The sequence below is a fragment of the Polaromonas potterensis genome (assembly GCF_033446725.1).
Lineage (GTDB): Bacteria > Pseudomonadota > Gammaproteobacteria > Burkholderiales > Burkholderiaceae_C > Polaromonas.
This window is the reverse complement of the sequence record NZ_JAWQLX010000005.1, coordinates 26,074-46,021: the sequence shown is the minus strand read 5'-3', so window position 1 is coordinate 46,021 and position 19,948 is coordinate 26,074. Positions and strand designations below refer to the sequence as shown.

20 protein-coding genes are annotated in these 19,948 nt (G+C 60.1%); 8 read left to right on the top strand and 12 right to left on the bottom strand.

The window, feature by feature from the left end:
- Positions 1-249: 249 nt before the first annotated feature.
- Entirely contained in the window at positions 250-885 is a 636-nt protein-coding gene (locus R6254_RS10940) for an FMN-dependent NADH-azoreductase (protein ID WP_318406763.1), read from the bottom strand.
- Positions 886-1,070: 185 nt separating this feature from the next.
- Between R6254_RS10940 and R6254_RS10935 the strand changes: the two genes are divergently transcribed.
- Positions 1,071-1,967: a LysR family transcriptional regulator gene (locus tag R6254_RS10935; RefSeq protein WP_318406761.1), complete on the top strand. Its 897-nt coding sequence runs from the start codon at positions 1,071-1,073 to the stop codon at positions 1,965-1,967.
- Positions 1,968-2,026: 59 nt separating this feature from the next.
- On the opposite strand, the gene R6254_RS10930 is transcribed toward R6254_RS10935, so the two are convergent.
- The 7 genes from R6254_RS10930 to R6254_RS10900 form a co-directional block, all read right to left on the bottom strand.
- Positions 2,027-2,584, bottom strand: coding sequence for an AAA family ATPase (locus R6254_RS10930; protein WP_318406759.1), 558 nt, complete (start codon positions 2,582-2,584; stop codon positions 2,027-2,029).
- Positions 2,585-3,182: 598 nt separating this feature from the next.
- Positions 3,183-3,311 carry a hypothetical protein gene (locus R6254_RS10925; RefSeq protein ID WP_318406757.1) on the bottom strand — a complete coding sequence of 43 codons (129 nt, stop codon included), beginning with the start codon at positions 3,309-3,311 and terminating at the stop codon, positions 3,183-3,185.
- A 190-nt stretch (positions 3,312-3,501) separates the two neighbouring features.
- Complete coding sequence (locus R6254_RS10920; protein ID WP_318406755.1) at positions 3,502-4,140, bottom strand: N-carbamoylsarcosine amidohydrolase; 639 nt, start codon at positions 4,138-4,140, stop codon at positions 3,502-3,504.
- A 14-nt stretch (positions 4,141-4,154) separates the two neighbouring features.
- Positions 4,155-5,189 (bottom strand): 2,5-dihydroxypyridine 5,6-dioxygenase NicX family protein, encoded by a 1,035-nt coding sequence (locus tag R6254_RS10915; protein ID WP_318406753.1) that lies wholly within the window; start codon positions 5,187-5,189, stop codon positions 4,155-4,157.
- Positions 5,190-5,225: 36 nt separating this feature from the next.
- The gene (locus R6254_RS10910; protein ID WP_318406752.1) at positions 5,226-6,056 is read right to left on the bottom strand and encodes an alpha/beta fold hydrolase; all 831 of its coding nucleotides are present in this window, start codon (positions 6,054-6,056) and stop codon (positions 5,226-5,228) included.
- 12 nt (positions 6,057-6,068) lie between these two features.
- Positions 6,069-6,821 (bottom strand): maleate cis-trans isomerase family protein, encoded by a 753-nt coding sequence (locus R6254_RS10905; RefSeq protein WP_318406751.1) that lies wholly within the window; start codon positions 6,819-6,821, stop codon positions 6,069-6,071.
- 26 nt (positions 6,822-6,847) lie between these two features.
- The gene (locus tag R6254_RS10900) at positions 6,848-7,819 is read right to left on the bottom strand and encodes an amidohydrolase family protein (protein ID WP_318406749.1); all 972 of its coding nucleotides are present in this window, start codon (positions 7,817-7,819) and stop codon (positions 6,848-6,850) included.
- Positions 7,820-7,974: 155 nt separating this feature from the next.
- On the opposite strand from R6254_RS10900, the gene R6254_RS10895 reads away from it, so the two are divergent.
- Positions 7,975-8,466, top strand: a complete 492-nt coding sequence (locus R6254_RS10895; RefSeq protein WP_318406747.1) for a MarR family winged helix-turn-helix transcriptional regulator — start codon at positions 7,975-7,977, stop codon at positions 8,464-8,466.
- A gap of 20 nt (positions 8,467-8,486) precedes the next feature.
- Here the strand turns inward: R6254_RS10895 and R6254_RS10890 are convergent, their stop codons facing one another.
- Genes R6254_RS10890 through R6254_RS10875 form a run of 4 tightly spaced genes read right to left on the bottom strand, consistent with a single transcriptional unit; the run spans position 8,487 to position 11,908 of the window.
- Positions 8,487-9,011, bottom strand: coding sequence for an aromatic-ring-hydroxylating dioxygenase subunit beta (locus R6254_RS10890; RefSeq protein ID WP_318406745.1), 525 nt, complete (start codon positions 9,009-9,011; stop codon positions 8,487-8,489).
- Positions 9,012-9,013: 2 nt separating this feature from the next.
- On the bottom strand, positions 9,014-10,303 hold the full coding sequence (locus R6254_RS10885) for an aromatic ring-hydroxylating dioxygenase subunit alpha (RefSeq protein ID WP_318406743.1): 1,290 nt from the start codon (positions 10,301-10,303) through the stop codon (positions 9,014-9,016).
- Positions 10,304-10,316: 13 nt separating this feature from the next.
- Positions 10,317-11,603 (bottom strand): NAD(P)/FAD-dependent oxidoreductase, encoded by a 1,287-nt coding sequence (locus R6254_RS10880; RefSeq protein ID WP_318406741.1) that lies wholly within the window; start codon positions 11,601-11,603, stop codon positions 10,317-10,319.
- Complete coding sequence (locus R6254_RS10875) at positions 11,603-11,908, bottom strand: non-heme iron oxygenase ferredoxin subunit (RefSeq protein ID WP_318406739.1); 306 nt, start codon at positions 11,906-11,908, stop codon at positions 11,603-11,605. The genes R6254_RS10880 and R6254_RS10875 overlap by 1 nt, the downstream gene beginning before the upstream one ends.
- A gap of 332 nt (positions 11,909-12,240) precedes the next feature.
- Here R6254_RS10875 and R6254_RS10870 point away from each other — a divergent pair, with 332 nt between their 5' ends.
- From R6254_RS10870 to R6254_RS10845, 6 genes are all read left to right on the top strand, one after another.
- Positions 12,241-13,326, top strand: coding sequence for a TRAP transporter substrate-binding protein (locus R6254_RS10870; RefSeq protein ID WP_318406738.1), 1,086 nt, complete (start codon positions 12,241-12,243; stop codon positions 13,324-13,326).
- Positions 13,327-13,391: 65 nt separating this feature from the next.
- Entirely contained in the window at positions 13,392-13,952 is a 561-nt protein-coding gene (locus tag R6254_RS10865) for a TRAP transporter small permease subunit (protein WP_318406736.1), read from the top strand.
- The gene (locus tag R6254_RS10860; RefSeq protein WP_318406734.1) at positions 13,949-15,448 is read left to right on the top strand and encodes a TRAP transporter large permease; all 1,500 of its coding nucleotides are present in this window, start codon (positions 13,949-13,951) and stop codon (positions 15,446-15,448) included. Before R6254_RS10865 ends, R6254_RS10860 begins: the two co-directional genes overlap by 4 nt.
- 18 nt (positions 15,449-15,466) lie before the next feature.
- Positions 15,467-17,848: a xanthine dehydrogenase family protein molybdopterin-binding subunit gene (locus tag R6254_RS10855; RefSeq protein WP_318406733.1), complete on the top strand. Its 2,382-nt coding sequence runs from the start codon at positions 15,467-15,469 to the stop codon at positions 17,846-17,848.
- Between the two features lie 9 nt (positions 17,849-17,857).
- Positions 17,858-18,697: an FAD binding domain-containing protein gene (locus tag R6254_RS10850; RefSeq protein ID WP_318406732.1), complete on the top strand. Its 840-nt coding sequence runs from the start codon at positions 17,858-17,860 to the stop codon at positions 18,695-18,697.
- Positions 18,694-19,893 carry a xanthine dehydrogenase family Fe-S subunit gene (locus R6254_RS10845; RefSeq protein WP_318406731.1) on the top strand — a complete coding sequence of 400 codons (1,200 nt, stop codon included), beginning with the start codon at positions 18,694-18,696 and terminating at the stop codon, positions 19,891-19,893. The genes R6254_RS10850 and R6254_RS10845 overlap by 4 nt, the downstream gene beginning before the upstream one ends.
- Positions 19,894-19,948: the final 55 nt, after the last annotated feature.

Here is a 19,948-nt window from a genome sequence, read left to right as displayed (position 1 = left end):
TTGAGGCGAGTCCGCTCAGGGTGTGATCCCATTTGACGTTGGCAGCGTGAAAATTCGGATAAGAGATCAATTTCCCTATCTGGCTATTTGATCTGGGAGGCGCGATAACTTTTTCCGTAGAGTTCGGATTCAATGGCATGCCATTCGTCTTCCGATTCGTTAAACAGCAGGGTCATCTGTGATCTAAACCACTTAAGCGGTCACCGGAGCGGCGACGCCCAGAATGCCTGCAAAGCCCTGACGCCAGCCTCAGGATTGGCGGGTGATTTCAACTCTCGCAGCGAGATCGATCTGCGGCTGCAGCGCGGCGAGGAATCCATCCATCGTCTGCTCATGCAGGTCGACGGCTTTCGCCCCGCCGCCCGCCACCACGGTGACGTCCTGGATCCCGATAACGCCGAGGATGAGCCGAAGGTACTGCGTCGCGATGTCACGATCCCGGATAGGCGATCCCTCGGTGTAGACGCCGCCCGAGGCCAGCAGCAGGGTCGCCTTCTTGCCTTTGAGAAGACCCCGGCCGTCGAAGCCGAGCGTCGCGCCCTTGCGCACGATGTGATCCACCCACGCCTTGAGCGAGGCTGGGACGTTGTAGTTGTAGACCGGCGTCGCGATGACAAGGTGCTCGGCCGCGAGCAGTTCGGCGACCAGCTCATCGGACAGGCGGAGCTCCTCCTTCATCGCTTGCGATTGATCTGCGGGCGGCGTGAAGTAAGCCTGCAGCCAGGGCGCTGTAACGAACGAGAGCCCGGAGTCGACGAGATCGCGATGCACGATGTGACCTTCCGGATTTGCTATGCGCCATGCCGTGAGGAAGCGTTGGGTCATTTGACGCGAGACGGACTGCCCGCCGCGCGGGCTGGTCTCAACAACGAGAAGCTGGGTCATCGGAAGTTTCTTTCTTTCGGAGTAGGTGAGCGATAGGTGGGCTGCTGGTGGATGGGCAGCAAAAGGTTCAGCGGCTAGCAAGTTTCCAGGCAACAAGCGGAGCCGGTGACAGTAATTTAGGCTCCACCAGGCTTCTATGGAAGAGATAAAAGTAAGATACTTTCCATCTGTTTTGGAGATGGAAAATGATAGGCAGCCTCACCCTTGACCAATTGCGTGTCCTCGTGACCATCGCCGACGCGGGCAGTTTTTCAGCGGCCAGCCGCGAACTCAGGCGCGCGCAGTCGGCGATCAGCCAAGCCGTCGCCAACCTTGAGGGGCTCCAAGGCGTCGAACTGTTCGACCGCCGAGGGCACCGCCCCCGCCTGACCGAAGTGGGTCGCGTGTTGGTTGATCAAGCCCGGTTGGTGCTCGCAAGCGCCACTCGTTTCGAGGCCGTTGCAGCCAGCACGCGGGCAGGTGTAGAACCAGAGTTGACGATCGTGATCGATCCCCTGGTGCCGACCGCACCGTTGATTGACAGCCTACGCGCGCTCAGCGTGACCTTTCCCGATCTCCCCGTGCACTTTTCGACCGAAGGGCTGGGCGGTTCATTGCGGCGGCTTCGCAGTGGTTCGGCGGCCATGGCCCTCTGCTTGCTGCTGCCTGCCGTCCCTGAGGACATCGCTGCCTATCCGTTGCTGCGCGCTCCCATGCGCGCGGTCGTCTCGCCCGGTCACCCTCTAGCCTCGTTGGGGCGTCCGGCGACCGAGGGCGACCTCGCGCCGCACGTCCAATTGATCCTGTCGGATCCAGTCGACTCAGGCAGCGCAAATTACGGCGTGGCCGGCACCAGACTTTGGCGATTCGTCGATCTCGGTCGTCGATTCGATTTCCTGTTAGCGGGATTCGGTTGGTGCCGCATGCCAGAGCACCTCGTGGCGACGTCGATCGCCGCCGGGGCACTCACGGCGATTGAGATTCACGAAGATCCGACTCCTCCAGAAGGCCTGACGATCTACGCGGCGCACCGACGAGATCGTGCGCTCGGCGTGGCGGGACGATGGCTGCTCGATGAGTTGCGTCGGAGCCTCGTCTCGTGATCTAGTGGAACACCGGAAAGCCGCCCTCCGCGAACGCCTGCTCCTGGCCGTATTCTGCTTTACATCATGTTCGCCACTTGTTTGAGGACGAACGACGCGCGCGCCTGCACAGACATCTTTGGAATGACGCAGGTCGAATACCCAGCCTCGACATACGCCGCCACAGTTGGCGCATAGGAGCGAGTTGCCCGCTCGAAGCTTGCTTGGCGCTCGGCATCGCGAACGTACACCTCTGGCCAAGGTTCTGCCACAAATACCATTGGGGCATAGCGGTACTGAGCGGGCGCGGCCAAATGACGAGGCTCTAAGGCCATGCCCGACAACTGCATCCAGGCCAAACATTCCGGGATGCCTCGGTCAAAGAAAACGGGTTCCCGCAAGGACTGAGAAGCCAGGTGGTTGCGGATGTTGCGGTTGAGAACCTCTTCCATGAATGCTGGGCGATTCACCCAAGGAAGAATACTGCCGTTGCTCTCCTGCTGTTCTCGGACGATGGCGAGGGCAGCTTCCGGGACCGTGGCATATCCAAGGTCACTCAACGCCGTTAGGAGGGTGGACTTTCCGGCTCCCGAAGCACCAATGATTACATAGCGGCCTTTGGCGAAATGTTTCAACATCTTTGGGTCTGAGGCGATTTTTGATCCGGACGCGAACGGCCGGTTGTGGCCGTATTCTGCCATCTAGGCAAATGTCTATTGCTTGACTGATCGTACCAAGTCGCTCTGCCGGGTACGTTATCAGCCAACATGGTCAAGACCAGAAGTTGTAGGATGGCTGGTCAGCGATTACCGGCACAGATGGTTAAGCAGACCGGAATACGCAGTTGACCTGTCGAAGGTCTCCGGTTGGCCGGGTCCGGGGGCAGCGAACATCGAAAGTGTCCGTCCCAGCAAAAGTGGCTGGAGGATTTGCGATGCCACTGAGGTGTATCTGGAATGCGAATAGGTGGCGGTATTCACGCGGATACTCGCAGGGCGCGTTTCCTTCTGTCGGTACAAAATGGCGCTTGGAAGCGGGGCCCCTAATTTTCTTCCAGGAAAAAGCGCATCTGGCGTTCAATGACGGTCCCGTGTCGGGCTCGCCACTCTTGACGACTGAATGACTAGTCAAGCCACTTATCGTGTGCGCCATATCGCTGGCAATTGTTGTTGTCAATTTGTCGGCTGGACAGAATCGGCGTTGCTGAAGTGATCGCCTTTTTTTGTGCCGGTGTGCTCATGCCCCCTGGGTCGCTGCCCACATCAAACGGACACTCACAGCAAGTCCTTCAACCATGAAGACGTCGGGCTGATCCGCCGCGGTTTCAAACACACCAAAAATTGAAAGCTTTTTCGGGCTATCCATGCCGGATTCAGTGGTCTAACCGCGGCCCTGAATTCCCAGTGCTAATAGATTGAAGAAAAGAATCTGTGTTGTGATGAGATGGATTGGGCAGGGGCGATAGTCGCCGCTTGCCACCTCCTCGGCGTGTCCCGGAGGGCGAGACAGCGCGAAGAGACTCTTCAAGTTGAGGTAGAACGTTGCGGGCCTTCGTTCAGGCGATGCGTGATCCCGTCGGCTGACACCTTGTCAATGCCTCGTCGCGCGTCATCACGGCGGCGTATTTCTGCCCCATGTCGAAGATGCTCGCATCGTGCGGCGCGATGGCCCTGTCGCCAACACAGTCGCTGAGGACGACCGGGCGGAAACCCCAGGACATGGCATCCACCACGCTGGCACGTACACAACCGCTGGTCACCGCGCCCGTCACCACCAGCGTTTGCACCCCCCGCTGGGTCAGCCACTGGGCAAGCGGTGTACCGAAGAAGGCGGAGGGCACCGTCTTGCGGACGACCAGTTCACCGGCGGCCGGTGTCAGTTCGGGCACGATGGCGCTGCGGTGTTCCTGCTCCTTCAGCGTCAACATGGCAGGGACCTTCAGAGAGAAGATGTTGTGGTCGGCGCCGTCGTCCGCGTAGACGATGCGGCTGTGGGCAATGGCCCAGCCTCGCTCGCGTGCCGCCTGCAACAGCGGCACCGTATGGGCGATAGCTGAGGGGATGTTGCCGCCCCCAAAAATTTCAGGATCGGCAAAACCGTTGACGAAATCGACGATCAGCAGGCCGTAGGGCGCTTGCAACGGGAGCTCAGCGCCAAAGCCCTGCTTCGCGTAGGTGGGGAGGTCGATGTGCATATTTAAAGCGCCTTTCATTGGTCCAAAACCTTGCCTTCGCGTACAACGTCTTCGCCATCGAGACGAACGGTGCACTTGCGCAGGGGAATATCGATGTGGCAAGTGGTGGTGCGGCTGCCACCGGCCTCGTTGTTAGGTCCCAGCGAGAACAGGAAGTTGCCTTCAAAGGCACGAGCGTCCATGCCAATCGTGGCCTCGCGGTCGTACAGGCCCAGCGTGGACCAGCGCGCGCGTGATTGCAGACCCCATCCAATGTGGGAGATCGCAAAAGACTCCGGATCGTTGAAGGCGGCCATGTAATCGTTCAACAATTCAGCATCAATGCCGCCTTCTATCTTGGTGGCGTAGCCGTTCTCCACGGTCAGGACAATGCGTTCGCTGCAATACCTCTTTTGCGGAAGCAGGATGTCACCTTTGTCGATCACGATGGTGCCGTTGGTTCCGCCCTCGTCCGGGAACGTCAGGGCAAAACCGCTAGGCCAGTGATCCCAGCGGCCAGGTTCGTCCACGAAACCATACTCGCTGATCACGGGAAATTCACCCAGCTTGCAGCGCAGGTCTGTGCCCGCGGCAGAGACGATGTGCATTTCCCGGGCTTTACCGATGCGGGCGGCGGCCGCTTTCACACGCGTCCGGTCCGCCTCGGTCGGTACCAGGCGCACCAGGACTTCGGGCGGCTCGACGGCCAGCAGGATCTTGGTGCCGGTCGACAGGATGGCGTGTTGCTCTGGGGAGAACAGCAGCGTCATCAAATCGAGCACCAGGTCGCTGGCGGTCAGCGCAGCGATGGCGGCGGGGTTGCCCGTGAGCGGCGTGGTGCCGAGATAAGCCAGACTGTCCCGACTGTGCGCCTTCTCGCCATTGACGGGTGGCAGGTCCAGCCGGTTGACAATCGCGCCCATCTCCTGGGTGGCGATCAGGGCGCATGCCAGGGTCTGGGGATGCGTCGCGGCACCGGTCAGAATGGTCACGGTCTGGCCGGGCTCAAGCTTGGAGAGGGTCAACACCTGCTTCCAGGCGGTGACCAATTGGTAGTTGCTGACAGGCATGTGTACTCCTTGGGGTTGGCGAGAGTGACAGGGCGTTCAGGCCGCGTGGGCCGGCGTGAGAGCGTGCCCGAGGAAGTTGCCGAAAGCCGCATAAAAGCCTTCTTCATCGTCCCAGGGAATCATGTGACCGGCGTTCGGCACGTGGGCGATCTGAAGCCCGGGTAACAATTGCTCAAGCTCCTTTTGGTCCTCAAGTTGAATCACACCGCCGCGACCGGCCACCATCAGGAGCGCAGGCACCTGGATGTGCGGTACATCGGCATGGATGTCATCCTGGTGGAAGCCGTCAAAGGTTGTGACGATCGCGCGTTCGTCGCAAGTCTGCAGCCATTCGGCGCGCAAGCGAAGCTGCTCTTCGGTCCAGGTCGGGCAAAACTGGCGCATCTGCTCGATCGTGATGCCGCCTTGTGCGAGGCGGATCGAATCGATGTACCAGGGCAGCTGCGAGGGGTAACGACGGCGGCCTGGGCCGGAAACCGGCGGGTCGATGAGGACCAGTTTTTCCAGCCCTTGCGGATGTTTGTGGGCCAGGCGGATACCGATGCGCGCGCCCATGGAATGCCCGACAAGCTGGTAGGAGGCCAAGCCGAGGGCTTCGGCAAATGCCGCCACATCAGCCGCGCAGGCGTCGAGGCCGTAGTCCAGCGAATCGGAGGCTTCCGAAAGACCGCGCCCACGCACGTCAAGCACATAGGTGTCGAAGTGACGGCCAAAGCGCTCAGCGACAAATCCCCAGGTTACGGCCGGGCTGGTGATACCCGGCACGATGACCACGGTCGGTCCCTGGCCGCCATAACGCAAGTAGTGCTGACGAATGCCGTTGGCGCGCACGTTGGCGCCATAAAGGAAGTGGGAGGTATTAGGCATGGGGTGCGATTCTCAGTAAGCGCCGGAGAGCAGGGCACCTGCGCCGGGGACGATGGGCTCGAGCCCAAGCGCCTTCAGCATCGCGTAGGTGGTGGCGACGGCGGCGGTGATGACCGGCTTGCCCGTCATCGCCTCGACTTGGGCGATCACGGCAAGCGAGGGCATCTGCACGCAGGCGGACAGCACGATCACGTCAACGTCGTCGGTCTTGAGCTTTTGCACAATGCCCGGCAGGCGTGAGGGATCGTGACGACCCACTTCGAGGTTGTCCGGAATTTGCAGCGCGGTCCAGTCAGAGACCTCGAAGCCTTCGTTGCGGATGTAGTCCACCACGAGTTCGGTCAGGGGCAGCATGTAGGGCGCCACCAGGGCGACACGTTTCGCCCCCAGGACTTTCAAGCCGTCGATCAGCGCGCCAGCGCTGGTGATGACCGGCGCCTTGCCATCGTTCTTCTCCGTATGCGCCGTCAGTCGCTCTTGCGAGCGGCGGTGGTAGCCGTGGCCCATGGCCATGATGGCCACCAGGCAGGCATAACCCAACACATCGACGCGTGCATCGCTGAGTTCAAGGGCGCAGCGATCGGATTCGCCGTCCATGGCGGCCAGCTCATCCTTTTGTACAGTCTTCATGCGCATACGGCTGGAATGGAAGGTAAAACGCTCGGGTCGGATCTGCTCACGCAGGCGCAGCATGGCCGGAATCTCCGTTTCCATGGTGGTGTTCGAGCTCGGCACAATCTGGCCAATGCGGTAGTTGCGGTTCATGTGAGGTACTCCTTGGATGTGTCGGGTTAGTTGGGTGTGAGTTTGAAAATCCGCTCAGCATTGCCATGGCAAACCAAGGCGCGCGTGGTCTCGTCGAGGTCAGACTGTTCGATGAAGTCGGCTGCGATCGCCGTGGATTCGTAGGGGTAGTCCACCGAGAACAGCACCGCTTCGGCGCCCATCTCGGCGATAGCACCTTTCAGTGCGGCCTCGGAGCACACGCCTGAGGTGGTGATGAGGATGTTGCTGCCGATGTATTCCGACGGTTTGCGCTGGAGCTTCACGCCGAAGGGGTAGGCAGAAAAGCGGCTGTCGAAGCGCCAGCGCTGGAAGGGCAGACCTTCGCCCATGTGGCCGATGATCAGCTTTAGCTTGGGGAAGCGATCGAAGACGCCAGAGAAAAGAAGTCGCAGGGCGTGAGAGCCGGTTTCGACCCCCCAACCCCAGGCCGCGCCCTGGATCACGGGAAAGCCGGCGAGTGTCTGCGGCACTTGCGGGAAGTCGGTCGGATGCAGATACAGCGGTACGTCGAGTGCCTGCAGGCGTTCCCAGACAACGTCGTAGGCCGGGTCGTCGTAGTAACGACCTTGGCTATGGCCGTTGACCAATGCGCCCTTGAACCCCAACTCGACCACCGCGCGCTCCAGCTCCGTGGCGGCTTGTTGCGGGTCCTGCATGGGCAAGGCGGCAAAACCTGCAAAACGGGTTGGATGTTTGGCTATGCGGGACGCCAGATAGTTGTTGTTCTCCGTGGCCCCCTGGATGGCTGTGGCTGTGTCCGCCTCACCCTGTACGCCCGGTCCGGTCTGGGAAAGAATGGTCAGTGCAATACCCGCCTTGTTCATTTCTTCCAAGCGCAGTGTGTCGATGTCCGCCAATCGACGCCCCAGATCAGCGGCGGTGGCCGGGTCGATGAACTGCAGAAATGCTTTTGAATACTTTTCAAAGCCGGGTGCCATGAAGTGTTCTTCAAAGGCAATTTTTTTGATTCTGCTCATGAAAACTCCTGAAAATTACGAAAAAAGTATGTATGGACTACGCATATTATTGGCTGTGAGGTTGACTTTTGGTTGATATTTATCAATGGAAAATAGGTCGACTTGGCATGCTTCTCTCGATATAATCATCAGGGTACTAACATATTGGAGGGCTTGTGGTGATTGCCAAACCTGAACGGGATATCGATCCAGCCAAGGAGGCGCTTTTCGCGCGACCGGGTTTTTTGATCCGCCGACTCCATCAGATCCACGTCGCCATGTTTATGGAGGAGTTCAAGTCGACGAACATCACACCGGTGCAATACGGTTTGATGAGTGCCGTGGCGGCGCTGCCTGGGCTGGACCAGACGGCGCTGGGTCAGGAGGTGGGACTTGATCGCACCACCACCGCCGATGTTGTCAAGCGGCTCGAGGAGCGTGGGCTGCTGGAGCGCCGGCCCAACCCCCTCGACCGCCGTACGCGTCATGTGCAACTGACGGCCCAAGGTCAAGCCCGTGTTGCCGAATTGCATGGCGATATGACGCGCGCCCAGGAGCGCCTGCTCGAACCGCTGCGACCCGCGGAGAAAGCCATCCTCCTGGACCTCATGCGCCGCCTCGTCGAAGCCAATAACCAATACAGCCGCACAATCCTGCGCGGCATCTGATGGGCTGGGCAGGATAAACATCACAAGGGATAGACAAGATCGTTGGCAATGATCGTGGTGTCGTAGATGGCCTGGCGTTCTTTGAGCAGCAGGCCGCCTTCCTTGCGTACCAGATGGTCATAAAAGGTGCCGGCCATGTGAATGGTGCTGGGGCCTTCGACCAGGGTTTGCAGAAGCACAAAGTTGGCCTGCGCCACGATGCTGCCGTCTTCCGCTTCGTCGGTCACCCTTGTATTGCTGACCAGGTGGAGGTTGTAGCGGGGTGCGAACATCTGGGTGCGCGAGATCGCGATGGCTCTATCGATCATCATGTTCCGCCCCTGTGCGTAGACCAGGCCAACCGGCATGTTGAGTTCGGCGTTCTCGCGCGCCGTGATGCGGTAAATCCCGTCTTCGGTGAAAAAATCAGGCCACTGTTCGACCAGTCCGGCGTCCAGAACAGCGCAGTATTCGGCGTTGAAGGCTTCGACCTCACGCGCCAGCGCGACGGAGCGCTCCAGCGAAATCTTGCGCGGACGAAAAAGGATGGATGCTTGCTCGATCATGGTCAGAATCCCATCACTTGGCGGTAGTACTGGTACATCCCGCGGATACATGCCTCGGAAATGAGGGTTTCGGAAGTGCCGACGCGGTCGGCGTCCAGCTTGATGACGTTGGTGTTGCTGCTGGAGCGGCGCACACCTTCCTGCACAAACTTCATGGCCTCGTTGTCCTCAAGGCCGAGAAAACCTGCCGGGCCCATCAGATTGCCCTGGCGCAGGCGGTGCTGCGTCATCTCCTCGGTGTCGTCTTCGTAGCCGAACATGGTCCACTGCATCAGCATGCTGTTGGGGCCGTTGGGAACAATTTGACGAACACCCAGCGTGTTCATTTCGCGCTGGACCACCAGGTTAGGCCAAACGGTTTGCATGGTCACCGACCACTCGGAATCGAACTCCTTCACGAATTCGAGAAAACGGTCGTCGCGCAGGTGCATGCCTTCGTGGAAAGAGCGCATCTCTTTCTTGTTCTCGCTGCTGACAACGGCATATTTGTCTTCGGACTTGGCCGAAGCCATGGTTCCGTGGCGGCAGTGTTGGCTGTCGGCAATCATGGCGGACTTATTGCCGGCGACAAGCAGGCCAAAAACCACTAGGAAGGAGTGAAGCAGCGTCGCGTGATACGGGTCCTTCAGGTTCTCGTGGTACATCTTCCAGTTGCAGGGCAACTCGTTTTTGTAATAACCAAGAATCTTCAGCTTCCTGCCGTTGAAGACGACGTCGAAGTCCTTCAGCATCTCCGGGCCGAGGTATTCCTCGATAGGCTCCACGTCCGCCGAATAGGATGCGAAAACCACGCCGCGATGGCTGGTCACAAACAATTTCTTGAGTCCGTGTTCTTCGTTTTTGAAGTCCTTGGGCATGCCGCCGGTCTTGTTCACGCCGCGTTTGAACGGCACACCCTGCAGGTTGCCCTTCAGGTCGTAAGACCATTGGTGGTAGGGACAGACAAATTCTTTGACATTGCCCTGACCGTGACGGCAGAACTCGGCACCTCGATGCGCACACCGGTTCTCAAAGACGTTGATCGATCCGTCCTCTGCGCGCGAGACAACAACCGGGGTGTCTCCGACATAGGAGCGTTTGTAATCGCCGGAATCGGGGAGTTCTGCTTCCAGGGCGACGTAATTCCAGGTGCGACCCCGGAAGATGAGTTCCATCTCTTTGCCATACACCGCTTCATTGGTGTAGACCCAGTCTGGAATGAAATGCATCGCGTCTTCTGGCCAAACGCAGGCCGAGAGGTCTGCGTCCTTGGATCGGACGGTGCGGTTGAGGACGGCGTGGGTGCTGTGCATACCTGGCTCCGGTTTAGGAAACGGTGAGGGTGGGCGTTCGTGCCAAGGCGGCGCGGACAAGGGGGCGAAGCGGCGCCGTGGCGTCGCAAAGAGAAATCGGATCGCAAGGCGTCTTGCTGTCTATCAGCGGCTTGAGCTGGCGAAGATCGCCGCCGGCGTTGAGGGCGATGGCATGCAGAATCTGGCCTGCTTCATTGGCGCCCAGCAGCATGAATTTCGGGGGGGCGTCGGAGTTGCTGAAATCGCCGCGGTGGTGATACTGCAGGCCAGCCGCGGGCATGCCCAGGATCTGCAGGTTGTTGCCAAACTGGTCGCTCCAGAACCAAGGTGCGCTCAGGGGGGGCGTCGGCATACCAGCGATCGCCGCCGCAGCCAGCCTGGCCTGTTCGTTGGCGTTTTGCCAGGACTCCAGGCGCATCTCCAATCCGGTGAAGGGATGAGTCTGACTGCTGCAATCGCCTGCCGCATAAACGTCTGGGGCGCTGGTCATGCAGTGCGCGTCGATACAGATGCCGCCGTTGCCCGAATGAATGGACAGGCCCGCGCGGCTGGCGATCGCCACCTCGGGCGCCAATCCCACGGCGACGACCATCATGTCTGCGGACAAGGTCTCACCGGAAGCCAGGCCAATGCTGACGCCATCGGCGCGGACATCAAAGGATTCGCAGCGGGCGTTGAGTCGCAGGTCCACACCTGCGTCCGTGATGGATTGGCGCAGCCAGGATGACATGTCTGGCGGAACGGCTCGACCGAGCACGCGGTCGGCGCTTTCGATCACGGTTGCTGACAAACCCATGGACCGGGCGGTTGAAGCCACTTCCAACCCGAGGAATCCGCCGCCCATGATCAGTACCGAGCGGCACTGGCGCATCTCTTCGCGCAGGCGCAGGGCGTCTGCGATGGTGCGCAGGTAATGGATACGGGCCGTGCCAGGCGCAAGACCGGCGATGGTCCTGGCCTTGCCGCCCGTGGCGATCAGACACTGCTGCCAGGCGATCGTTTTCCCGTTGTTCAACAGGGCCGTGTGCCCGTGAACGTCCAGGGATGCAACCTCCGCGCCAAGCAGGGTCTCGATCGCCTTTTCTTCGTGGAATCCTGTCGGGTGGATCTGGATATCTGCAACCGCGCCCGAACCCGACAGCATGGTTTTGGACAAGGGTGGGCGTTCATAGGGCAGCGGCTGTTCTGACCCCACAACAAGAATTCGATCCTGGTAGCCGAAGTCCCGCAGCGCTGCAGCAGCCGTCGCACCGGCCTGGCCCGCGCCGACGATCAGAACGCCAGTGTGATCGGCATCCATCACGCGTCCACCAGGATGTCATCGCCTTCGACCTTCACCGGATAGACGCGGATCGGGTGGGTGGCGGGGGCGCACATGGCGGCGCCCGTCTTCAGATCGAAGCGCGCCTGGTGCAGTGGGCATTCGACACAGCCATCTTCTACATAGCCCTCGGAGAGCATCGCGTATTGATGGGTGCAGATGTTGTCGGTGACGTGGAAGCCACCGCCGCTGTTAAACAGCGCGAGCTTCAGATCGCCGATTACAACGGCGACCGCTTCGTCTTCGCCGACCTGATCGGCGGTAGCAATCTTGGTCCAAGTCATGATGGGTCTTTGTGTTGAAGGAGGGTGAATTATCTTCACTGTACTGACGATCGTCAATAGATTGTGTTTGTATTAAATATTAGGGTTTTCACGAAGGCTTATTCAACAAGTAGTTAAAAAACTCCCATTAAATCAACATTTAATGGCCTATTTTGGTGCGGAGGCAAACTTTAATCGCTCCTGCTTGGTGCATTTGGAAATCAGGTGAATCCCTATGTAAAAACCCTGTTGACACGGCTTAATTCACTCAGTATGCTGACGATAAATAGCCCACAACTACAGATAAAACGGCCTTGGGCAAGCCGTCGATCCATACTTTTTCTGGAGTTCACATGCAGCGACGTGCCTTCCTCGATAAAACCGCCATGGTTGGTGTTCTGGGTGCTATCGCAGCCCCGGCCATGGCGCAATCCACGCCCAGCATCAAGTGGCGCATGTCCACCAGCTGGCCAAAAAGCCTGGACACGATGTACGGTTCGGCCGAACATCTGTGCAAACGGGTCTCTGAGTTGACTGACGGCAAGTTCCAGATTCAGTGTTTTGCCGGCGGCGAGGTTGTCCCCCCGGCTCAAAACATGGAAGCCGTGAGCAATGGGACCATCGAGGTCAACCATGTGCTGGCGTCGGCTTTTGTGGGCAAGAACACGGCCGTGGCTTTCGACACCGGCCTGCCTTTCGGGCTGAACGCTCGCCAGCACAACGCCTGGATGCAGTTCGGCGGAGGCATGCCACTGGTGCGGGAGATGTACAAGAAGATGGGCATCACCAACTTTGTGTGCGGCAACGTTGGCGTCCAGATGGGGGGCTGGTACCGCAAACAGATCAAGACCGTGGCCGACCTCAAGGGGTTGAAGATGCGCATCGGTGGGATAGGCGGCATGGTGCTGTCCAAGCTGGGTGCCGTGCCACAACAGATTCCGGCGGCCGACATCTACCCTTCGCTTGAAAAGGGCACCATCGATGCAGCCGAATGGATTGGCCCTTATGACGATGCCAAGCTTGGCCTGAACAAGGTCGCTCCTTTTTACTACGCTCCCGGCTGGTGGGAAGGCAGCGCCTCAATTACCGCGATGGTTAACAGCAAAGCCTGGGAGGCGTTGCCGCCTTCGTACAAAGCCGCCTTCGAATGTGCCTGCAATGAGCAGACCATGAAGATGATTGCTGACTACGACAACCGGAATCCCGAGGCGATCAAAAAACTGGTCGGCCAAGGTGCCAAGCTGTCGTACTTCCCCAAGCCCGTGATGGACGCCGCTTTTAAGGCCTCCAACGAACTGATGAACGAACTTTCGGAGGCCAACCCCGACTTCAAGGCGATGTTGCCGAGCTGGCTCAAGTACCGCCGTGATCAGGCCAGCTGGTTCCGCGTTGCAGAGGCCGAGCTGGACAACTACACGTTCGCAAACGTCACCAAGTAAAAAACGGCCAAGTGCCACAAGGGGCGCCCACGCGTAGGCGCCCCTTGAATGATTGATCGTCCCACATGAAAACGATAAACCCCAACGACCGCGCGCTGCCTGGCTGGGTACGCGGTATAGACCATCTGACCGACTTTGCCGGTGTTCTTGCAAAGTGGGCTTTATTGCTGGCTTGCGTGATCAGCGGTGGCAACGCGCTGGTGCGTTACGGCATTGGCATCAGCTCCAACGGATGGCTGGAGATCCAGTGGTATCTCTTTGGCGCCGGCGTGATGCTTGGCGCCGCGCAAGTGCTCCGACTCAACGAACATGTTCGAGTCGACCTTTTTTATGGACGCTGGTCGGCGCGCCGCCAGGTGTATATGGACCTGTTTGGACTGATCGTTTTCTTGCTGCCGATCATGGTCCTTCTCACCTACCTGTCCTGGCCGCTGTTCGTTGACATGGTCCGTTCGGGGGAGTCCTCACCCAATGCCGGGGGACTGATTCGCTGGCCCGCGATGGCACTGCTGCCCGTGGGCTTTGGTCTCCTGGTACTTCAGGCACTCAGCGAGATCGCCAAACGGGTTCTATGGCTACAGAACCGCTATGAGATGAACCTTCACTACGAAAAGCCCCTGCAATGAGCCTCGAAGTATTTCCGCCGATGATGTTCGCGGCCCTGGTGGTCATTTTGTTGCTGGGCTTCCCCGTGGCGTTCTCGCTGGCCGCGCTGGGTGTTGCCAGTGGTGGTGTCGCCATCTACATGGGATGGTTTCCCGCCGGATTCATTTCGGCCCTTCCGCTGAACGTCTTCGGCATCTTGTCGAACGACCTGTTGCTGGCCATTCCCTTTTTCACCCTGATGGGCTGTGTGCTTGAACGCTGTGGCTTGGCCGAGGACATGCTCGATTCGATGGGTCAACTCTTCGGGCCCGTGCGCGGCGGCCTGGGTTACTCCGTCATTATTGTGGGTTTCATTCTGGGCGCGATCACGGGTACCGTGGCCGGCCAGGTGATTGCCATGGCGATGATTTCGCTGCCGGTGATGATGCGTTATGGCTACAACATGCGTTATGCCACTGGCGTGTTGGCGGCATCTGGAACGATCACGCAGATTGTTCCTCCCTCCCTGTGTCTGATTGTGCTGGCCGACCAGCTAGGCCGCTCTGTGGGCGACATGTACAAAGGCGCGTGGGGGCCTGCCATCTTGCAGGTTTGCCTCTTCGCGCTTTACACCTTCCTTCTTGGCCGCTTCAGGCCGCAGGATGTGCCGGGCATACCGAAGGAGGCGCGCACGCTCAATGGCTGGGCCTTGTGGTCCAAATGCCTGCGCGGCATCATCCCTTCGGCATTCCTTATTTTTGCGGTGCTGGGGTCTATGGGCGGCTTGCCGGGAATTGACGAAGCCATCGCCACGCCAACGGAGGCTGGCGCCATGGGGGCGCTTGGTGCGTTCCTGCTGGCGGCAGTGCATGGCCGGCTGACCTGGTCCTTGCTGCAAAGTGCCATGGCCTCGACCATGCGCATGACAGCGATGGTGGTGTTCATCCTGATTGGTTCACGCGCCTTTTCCCTGGTGTTCCAAGGTGTCAGCGGCGGCCTGTGGATAGAACACATGCTGGCCGATCTGCCGGGCGGCCAGCTGGGCTTTCTGATCGCGGTCAACGTGTTCATTTTTATCCTTGCATTTTTTCTCGACTTTTTCGAGATCGCCTTCATCATCCTGCCCTTGTTGGCTCCGGTAGCGCAAAAGCTCGGCATTGATCTGGTGTGGTTTGGCGTGCTGATCTGCGTGAACATGCAAACCAGCTTCATGCATCCACCCTTCGGATTTTCCCTCTTCTACCTGCGTGGCATTTCCGACACGCTGCACAAGGAAGGAAAGTTGCCCCACAAGGTGCAGTCACGGGACATCTATCTCGGCGCCATTCCGTGGGTCTTCATGCAGCTGATCCTTGTTGCCGTAGTAATCTTTGTGCCGCAGACGGTCACCTTTTTCCTCGACAAAGAGGTGGTGGTGGACACCGATAAAGTGCAGCTCAACTTTCAGAAGAGTCCCGAGCGCTCGGAAGAGACACCCACTGAACGTGAGGATCCGTCCAAGATGTTCGGCGGCGGCGCAGCCAGCGATCCCAAATAGCTCACCGGAGACAAAAAAATGCAACACAGTCAAACCGATCTTGCCAAGCCGGCGAGCCAGGGCGTGGGCGCACGCGTGGAGCGCAAGGAAGACGCCCGGCATCTGAACGGTCGTGGTCAGTTCGTGGCCGACATGCACATGCCGGAGATGAATGAGGTCGCCTTTCTGCGCAGCCCCTTCGCGCATGCCCGCATCCTCAACACCACGCTGGCGCCCGAAACCGCCAGCCGCGTCGTGTTGCGCGCGTCCATGGGCGATGTTCTCGACATCGTCGCCGAATCGGCGCTTCCGACCTACCAGTCGTCAGCGCAGCCACCGCTGGCCTCGGGCAAAGTGCGTTTTGTGGGCGAGCCGGTCGCACTGGCTTTTGCGCCTACGCGCGCGGAGGCCGAAGACATCGCCGAGACCATCGAGCTCGAATTCGAGGATTTACCGGTCTATGCCGATGCGACCACGGCCAAAGCGGCCACAGCGGATTTCATCCATGAGGGCTGGACCCATCACAACTTCCTGACGCTGAAGGCTGACACGAAGTTCGACGAACTTGCCAGCCAGGCAAAACTGGTCGTGCGACGCTCCGTTGATCTGGCGCGCCATTGCATGGTGCCCATGGAAGGCAAGGCCGTGCTGGCCTACTGGGATCACCAGGCCGACATGCTGGTGGTCTACACCGCCACCCAGGTGCCGCACATGATACGCACCATCCTGGCCAAATGCCTGGGCATGGATCAGGGGCAGGTTCGCGTTGTCGCACCCGATGTAGGCGGCGCGTTTGGCTACAAATGTGTGCTGCAACAAGAAGAGTTGTGCGTCGCCTGGCTCGCCAAGACCCATCGCAAACCCTTTCGCTACCTGGAGGATCGCCGCGAACATCTGATCGCGGGTGCCAATACGCGGGAGCATCACTACGACATGACGGCTTATGCCGACGAGCGAGGCAAGATCCTGGCGCTCGACGCGCATATCGTCATCGACGGCGGTGCGTATTCTGTCTGGCCTTTCACCATTGGCCTGGAACCAGGGCAGGCGATAGGCAACCTGCCCGGCCCTTATGCCTTCCGCGGTTACCGCTGCGTGACGGAATGCGTGGCCACGAACAAACCCGGTTTCGTGCCCTACCGCGGCGTGGCGCGCACAGGTGTTTGCTTCGCCATGGAGTTGACAATCGACGCCGTGGCCCGTGCGGTCGGCCGTGAGCCCTGGGAAGTGCGGCTGGAAAATCTGGTGCCGGCAGAGCTCATGCCCTACGTCAACGTCACCAACAAACATCTGGACAGCGGGGACTATCCCGCCAGCCTGCTGAAGGCACGCGAGATGATCGATCTCGACGCGGTGCGTGAGCGGCAGCGCCAGATGGAGCCGGACGGCCGGCTGATCGGCGTAGGCTTTGCCACCTACACGGAGCAGTCGGCCCATGGCACCTCGGTCTTCGCCGCTTGGGGCACGCCGGTCATCCCGGGTTTCGACTCCGCCACTGTGCGCGTCACGCCCGACGGCGGTCTGGAGATGCGTGTTGGCGTGCATTCGCACGGCCAGGGCATGGAAACCAGCTTCGCGCAGATCGCTCACGAAATCCTGGGGATAGATATCTCCCGCATGCGGCTGGTCCACGGCGATACGGCACAGACGCCTTATTCCACGGGAACCTACGCTTCACGTTCGCTGGTGATGTCGGGCGGGGCGGTGTCGCAAGCCTGTAAAGTTCTGGCCCCGCGCATCAAGCGCATAGGCGCGCATTTGTTGAGTGCCAAGCCAGAGGAGGTGGACCTGGTGAATGGCCGGGTTGTTGGCCCCGGCGGCAGCGTCCCCATCGCCGAAATTGCCGAGGCCTGGTACCTGCGCCCCGACAGGCTGCCTGCCGACGTTGATCAAGGCGGCCTGGAAACCACCACCGGATTCAAACCCAAGGTCGATACCGGTGCCTTCACCTACGCCAGCCACGCGGTCACGGTCGCGGTAGATCCCGAAACGGGACACGTTGAAATTCTCGACTACGTCATCGTCGAAGACTGCGGCACCATGATCAACCCCCTGATCGTCGAAGGGCAGACCTATGGCGGGGTCGCGCAGGGCATAGGCACGGCCTTGTACGAGGAGACGCCGTATGACGCCAACGGCCAGCCGCTGGCCTCGACGCTGGCCGATTACATGTTGCCGGGCGCCACGGAAGTTCCGCGCATGCGCATCCATCATTTTGAGACACCCTCACCCCATACCGAGTTCGGCGCCAAGGGGATGGGCGAAGGTGGCGCGATTGCACCACCTGCCGCCATTTTCAACGCGGTGAACGACGCCCTGCAAGGACTGGGCGCGGAAGTTGCTCACACCCCGCTGACGCCCCGGCGCCTGCTCGAAGCCATTGCCAGGGCCGAGGCGGTTCAGCTTCGCAAGGCCGCTTAAGGAAGAAACATGAAAGCTGCTTTATTTGAATATGTTCGTCCTTCGACGCTGAAGGAAGGACTCCAGCGTCTGGCCGAAGGGCAAGGCACGGTCAAGGTCATGGGGGGGAGCCAGTCATTGGGGCCCATGCTCAACCTCCGGCTCGCCAGACCCAAGGTCGTCGTGGATTGCACGGCACTGCCCGAGATGCGCGATGTCACGATGTCCGACGGGGTGATACGGATAGGCGGGGCCGTAACCCATGCCGAGATCGAAGATGGCGTGTTCCCGCTGCTGCGTGGAAGCCTTCTTCAGACCGTGGCGGCAGGCATTGCCTACCGCGCGATCCGCAACCGCGGCACCGTGGCCGGAAGCCTGGCGCATGCCGATCCGGCGGCGGACTGGGTGCTGACCATGACGGCGCTGGCCGCGCAACTGGAGCTGGTGTCGTCTGGCGGCAAACGCATGGTCCCTATGGACCGTTTCATGCTCGGGGCCTACACCACCGATGTCGCAGAAGGCGAACTGATCAGCGCCATCCATGTGCCCGAGCTGGGGGAAAACGCCCGCTGGGGCTATTCAAAGTTCTGCCGCAAGACGGGCGAATTCGCCGAAGCCAGTTGCTGCGCTGTGTTTGATCCGCGGCGGGGATTCGCTCGCGTGGTGGTCGGCGCGCTGGACGGTGCGCCCCAGGCGCTGCCGGCTATCGCCGCAGCAGTCGCCGCGTCGGGTGCCATCCCGACGCGTTCCGACATCGGCAAGGCCCTGGAGGCCGCCGCGCCAGGCAAGGACGCCATAGACCGGAAATTGATGACGGCAGCGGTCCTGCGCTGTCTGGAACAAGTGTTGGGCAAGGAGAGAACGTTATGACAGTCATCGCCATCAAGATCAACGACAGGACGGTCAGCCGTGACGTGCCGTCGCGCATGCACCTGGCCGACTTTGTTCGCGACGAAGGCCGTCAGACCGGAACCCACCTGGGCTGTGAGCATGGCGTGTGTGGTGCTTGCACCGTCCTGGTCGATGGTCAGCCGGTTCGTTCCTGCATCACGTTTGCCGTTGCCTGCGACGGCAAGAAAGTCACCACGGTCGAAGGTTACGACGACGACGCGATCATGGCGCTGCTGCGGCCGGCATTCTCGCGTCACCATGGCTTGCAGTGCGGCTTCTGCACACCCGGCATGCTGGCGACGGCGCGTGACATCGTGCTGCGTTTTCCCCAGGCCGACGAGGACCTGATTCGCGTGGAGCTTTCCGGCAACCTGTGCCGCTGCACGGGTTACATGGGCATCGTGAACGCCGTCCTGGATGTCCTGGCGCAATGCCGTGATGACGCGGTTCCCGCGGTGTCCAAACTTCGCGCCGCAACGACCCAGGTCTTCAGGGATGTCACGGTCGTCGCAGGGGGGGCCGCAGGCTTTCAAACATTCAAGGCCACTGACATCGGCAAGGTGGCCGTGGTCGTAGAAAAACAGGCGGTCGCCGACGACAAGGCCACAGCGATCAAAGGCGGAACCAGCATACAAGGCAGCTTCAAGGTCCCTTATCCCGCCGATGCCGTCTGGAAATTCATGGCCGACCTGCCTGCCGTGGCCGGCTGCCTGCCAGGGGCAGAGTTGACGGAGCACGTGGGTGATCGCGTCAAAGGCCGCGTGGCCATCAAGTTCGGCCCGATGTCGGCCAGTTTCAACGGTGCCGCACGTCTGGAGCGCAACGATCAGGCGCGTGCCGCCGTTCTCAAGGGCGCTGGCCAGGACTCCATCAGCAAGTCCAGGGCCAATGGCGATGTGTCCTACCGCATGGTCGAGATCGACGCGAGCACCACCAAGGTGGAAGTCGACCTTCTTTATTCGCTGCAGGGCCCCCTGGCGCAGTTTTCGCGCTCGGGTCTGGTCAAAGACTTTGTCGGCCGCCTGATTCAGGAATTTGGCAAGAACGTCACGCTTCGCATGAATCCGAATCGCTCGTCAGACCTGCCCCTGCCGCCGGCACAGCTCAATGCTTTCAGCCTCGGTATGAGCGTGATGTGGTCCCGTCTCAAGCGTTTGTTCGGCCGTGGCGGCTGAACCAGACAACTTAGTTCCTGTTCCGGCTTGGTGAGACCGTCTGGGGTTGAACCTG

Bases quoted from the DNA above. Each gene is read 5' to 3' on its own strand.
- R6254_RS10910 (WP_318406752.1), bottom strand. From the start codon at position 6,056: ATGCCTAATACCTCCCACTTCCTTTATGGCGCCAACGTGCGCGCCAAC.
- R6254_RS10855 (WP_318406733.1), top strand. From the start codon at position 15,467: ATGCAACACAGTCAAACCGATCTTGCCAAGCCGGCGAGCCAGGGCGTG.
- R6254_RS10905 (WP_318406751.1), bottom strand. From the start codon at position 6,821: ATGAACCGCAACTACCGCATTGGCCAGATTGTGCCGAGCTCGAACACC.
- R6254_RS10940 (WP_318406763.1), bottom strand. From the start codon at position 885: ATGACCCAGCTTCTCGTTGTTGAGACCAGCCCGCGCGGCGGGCAGTCC.
- R6254_RS10925 (WP_318406757.1), bottom strand. From the start codon at position 3,311: ATGGATAGCCCGAAAAAGCTTTCAATTTTTGGTGTGTTTGAAACCGCG.
- R6254_RS10865 (WP_318406736.1), top strand. From the start codon at position 13,392: ATGAAAACGATAAACCCCAACGACCGCGCGCTGCCTGGCTGGGTACGC.
- R6254_RS10860 (WP_318406734.1), top strand. From the start codon at position 13,949: ATGAGCCTCGAAGTATTTCCGCCGATGATGTTCGCGGCCCTGGTGGTC.
- R6254_RS10870 (WP_318406738.1), top strand. From the start codon at position 12,241: ATGCAGCGACGTGCCTTCCTCGATAAAACCGCCATGGTTGGTGTTCTG.
- R6254_RS10900 (WP_318406749.1), bottom strand. From the start codon at position 7,819: ATGAGCAGAATCAAAAAAATTGCCTTTGAAGAACACTTCATGGCACCC.
- R6254_RS10915 (WP_318406753.1), bottom strand. From the start codon at position 5,189: ATGCCTGTCAGCAACTACCAATTGGTCACCGCCTGGAAGCAGGTGTTG.
- R6254_RS10875 (WP_318406739.1), bottom strand. From the start codon at position 11,908: ATGACTTGGACCAAGATTGCTACCGCCGATCAGGTCGGCGAAGACGAA.
- R6254_RS10920 (WP_318406755.1), bottom strand. From the start codon at position 4,140: ATGCACATCGACCTCCCCACCTACGCGAAGCAGGGCTTTGGCGCTGAG.
- R6254_RS10850 (WP_318406732.1), top strand. From the start codon at position 17,858: ATGAAAGCTGCTTTATTTGAATATGTTCGTCCTTCGACGCTGAAGGAA.
- R6254_RS10890 (WP_318406745.1), bottom strand. From the start codon at position 9,011: ATGATCGAGCAAGCATCCATCCTTTTTCGTCCGCGCAAGATTTCGCTG.
- R6254_RS10845 (WP_318406731.1), top strand. From the start codon at position 18,694: ATGACAGTCATCGCCATCAAGATCAACGACAGGACGGTCAGCCGTGAC.
- R6254_RS10935 (WP_318406761.1), top strand. From the start codon at position 1,071: ATGATAGGCAGCCTCACCCTTGACCAATTGCGTGTCCTCGTGACCATC.
- R6254_RS10885 (WP_318406743.1), bottom strand. From the start codon at position 10,303: ATGCACAGCACCCACGCCGTCCTCAACCGCACCGTCCGATCCAAGGAC.
- R6254_RS10880 (WP_318406741.1), bottom strand. From the start codon at position 11,603: ATGGATGCCGATCACACTGGCGTTCTGATCGTCGGCGCGGGCCAGGCC.
- R6254_RS10930 (WP_318406759.1), bottom strand. From the start codon at position 2,584: ATGTTGAAACATTTCGCCAAAGGCCGCTATGTAATCATTGGTGCTTCG.